This is a genomic window from Bacillus sp. GMa5/1, from assembly GCF_050172015.1.
In the GTDB taxonomy this organism is placed as follows: domain Bacteria; phylum Bacillota; class Bacilli; order Bacillales; family Bacillaceae_G; genus Bacillus_A; species Bacillus_A cereus.
On record NZ_JBNLYC010000323.1, the window covers coordinates 1 to 2,862 of the forward strand.

Here is a 2,862-nt window from a genome sequence, read left to right on the forward strand (position 1 = left end):
TCAAATAAGAATTTATTATATGTATATAGTTGAGAAAAGTATTCCATATTTAAATCGTCGGTTCCTTCTACAATTTGATATTTATCTTTTCCAAAATCAAAATGTAAATGATTTTCCCACTAAGAATATAAGTAGGGTACTAATGTAACTCCTGGAAATGTTTGATTCACATATTCTTTTAATTGCATTTCCTTGTCCTTTCTCCTGTACAATTCCTTTTAAATCCCAGTATGCTTCTTCTAGCCATGGATGTATAACTTTCAATGTATCTTTCCTTTCCCACAAATATGAAATATATACAAAAGCTGCTTTTTCCAAAGATTTTTCCAATCCTTTTTTTATTTCTATTAAATATGGTGGTGTCCCTTTTTGATCCCATTCTATTTTATCTGCAACAAATAATACTAAATCCATCTTCGTTGCATGTTTACGCAACGTTGTGTGGCAACAAATTGCATTTAAAATCTCTTCATCTTCTACTTTAAATATTTCTTTTGCGATTACTCTCGATAGTTTTTGATGAATGATCATAGGAAACTTTCTTTCTGCTTCCACTATTTCTACACCAAATTCTTCAGCAACTGCAATCCGCTCCTCGTTCGGAAAAATGCCACTAATATCATGTAAATATCCTGCAATTGCTGCTTTTTCTTTATCTACGTGAAACTTTTCTGCAATCTTTTTTGCCTCATTTGCCACACGAATTGAATGTTTATATGTAAACTCTTTATTATATTTTAGTAGAAAAGCTTTAATATCATTTTCTATTTTTCCAGTTGGAGTAAATGAATATATATCATTACATAACATAGAAAATCCCCCTTATAACTAACTTTCATTATAATGTAGAATCTAAATATCCTCGTTATTTTATATTCGTTATTAATCTTTTTACTCCTTTTTAATACGTTACATGAAATTTTATACAGAATCATCGCTACAAGTACATAAATGTTTGATATTATAGTAATGTTGATGATTTGTAAGGAAAGGAACTACACAATGAATAAAAACATATTAATTATTGATGATGATAAAGAAATTGTTGAATTACTTGCTGTTTATTTGCGAAATGAAGGCTATAACATTTATAAAGCTTATGATGGCGATGAAGCATTGCAAAAAGTTTCTACATATGAAGTTGACCTTATGATTTTGGATATTATGATGCCAAAGCGAAACGGATTAGAAGTTTGTCAGGAAGTGCGTGAAAATAATACTGTACCAATTCTAATGCTTAGTGCAAAAGCAGAAGATATGGATAAAATATTAGGTCTTATGACAGGTGCCGATGATTATATGATCAAGCCATTCAATCCATTAGAATTAGTAGCAAGAGTGAAAGCTTTATTACGAAGATCCTCTTTCCAAAACGCTACTTCGCAAAAGAATGAAGATGGTATTATTCGTATTCGCTCTGTTGAAATACACAAACATAATCATACTGTTAAAGTAAATGGAGAGTATATTAAATTAACCTCTATTGAGTTCGATATTTTATATTTACTTGCAAGTAATACAGGAAGAGTATTTAGTTCAGAAGAAATTTTCGAACGCGTTTGGAATGAAGATGGTTACGGTTCAAATAAGACTGTAATGGTTCATATTAGCAACTTACGGGATAAACTTGAAACAGTAATAAATGGAGAAAAATTTATTCACACTGTTTGGGGAGTTGGCTATAAAATTGAGAAATGAAGCATTTGATATATTAAAAGATATCCCTAAATGGAAACTTATTTTTTGGCTCTTATTAGCTATCACACTCACGCCTATTACTGAGTTAATTATTTATCGCCTCGTTACGAGTGTAATTGAGAGTTCACTTACTCTAACTGAACTTGGTAAAGAATTCATTCGAATTTTTGGTTATGAAAAGTATAAAGGGATTAAAGAATCGTTATGGATGATGATTGTATCTTATTTGTTTTTATTTTCTATTTTTTCATCCTATCTTTACATTTTTTATCGTCACGAGAAAAAACTTTATTATGAAACTTGTATTAAAAAAATGATAGAAGAAATTCGTTATATTGCAAATGGAAACTTCAATCATAAAGTTTCTATTGTAAATCATAATTATCTGGAAGAGTTAGCAATCGGGGTCAATGAAATTGTTGAACAATTAAAAGTCTCAATTGATGAAGAAAGACAAGCGGAACAAGCAAAAAGTGAGCTTATTACAAATGTATCACATGACTTACGCACTCCCCTTACTTCTATAGTTGGATACGTAAATTTAATCCATCATGATAATTATAGAGATGAAGTGGAATTGCGATACTATATTCAAGTCATTTACGATAAAGTCACTCGTCTTAATGCATTAATGAATGACCTGTTCGAATATACACGTGTTCAAAATAAAGAATTAAGCTTGTATTCTGTTCCTATTGATATTGTAGAGTTACTTGGACAATTAACTGTTCAATTCCGCATACAGGTTCAAGAAGCTAATATAGAATGTCGGCCTTCTTTCCCGTCTCAAAAGCTCATGGTATTAGCTGATGGTGAAAAATTAGTACGTGTGTTTGAAAATCTTATTATAAACGCTATCGCTTATGGAAGCGAAGGTCGCTATATTGACCTTACTGCTTATGAAAGCAATAATATGATTACAATTGATATAACAAATTACGGACAACCTATTCCTAGTACGGATTTACCTCATATTTTTGAACGTTTTTATCGCGTTGAGAAATCTCGCTCTACAAACACTGGTGGATCTGGACTTGGATTAGCTATTGCAAAAAGTATAGTCGAATTGCATAAAGGAACAATTGAAGTATATAGTGATGATGAAAAAACAACATTCACTGTAAAACTACTCCCATACAAATGTTAATATTATAAATAAAAAGT

Annotated in this window: 2 protein-coding genes and 2 pseudogenes; 2 read left to right on the forward strand and 2 right to left on the reverse strand. The window is 30.5% G+C overall.

Features of this window, described 5'->3' with window-relative positions; all coding sequences use genetic code 11:
- Together ACQGSG_RS28070 and yqeK are read right to left on the reverse strand one after the other, a co-directional pair.
- Positions 1 to 188, reverse strand: a pseudogene (locus ACQGSG_RS28070) (DUF3885 domain-containing protein); the annotation flags it as partial.
- 16 nt (positions 189 to 204) lie between these two features.
- Positions 205 to 810 (reverse strand): annotated as a pseudogene (gene yqeK, locus ACQGSG_RS28075) (bis(5'-nucleosyl)-tetraphosphatase (symmetrical) YqeK); the annotation flags it as partial.
- 192 nt (positions 811 to 1,002) lie between these two features.
- Here yqeK and ACQGSG_RS28080 point away from each other — a divergent pair.
- Together ACQGSG_RS28080 and ACQGSG_RS28085 are read left to right on the forward strand one after the other, a co-directional pair.
- Positions 1,003 to 1,698 carry a response regulator transcription factor gene (locus ACQGSG_RS28080; protein WP_001038807.1) on the forward strand — a complete coding sequence of 232 codons (696 nt, stop codon included), beginning with the start codon at positions 1,003 to 1,005 and terminating at the stop codon, positions 1,696 to 1,698.
- Positions 1,688 to 2,845, forward strand: a complete 1,158-nt coding sequence (locus ACQGSG_RS28085) for a sensor histidine kinase (RefSeq protein WP_084064374.1) — start codon at positions 1,688 to 1,690, stop codon at positions 2,843 to 2,845. Before ACQGSG_RS28080 ends, ACQGSG_RS28085 begins: the two co-directional genes overlap by 11 nt.
- Positions 2,846 to 2,862: the final 17 nt, after the last annotated feature.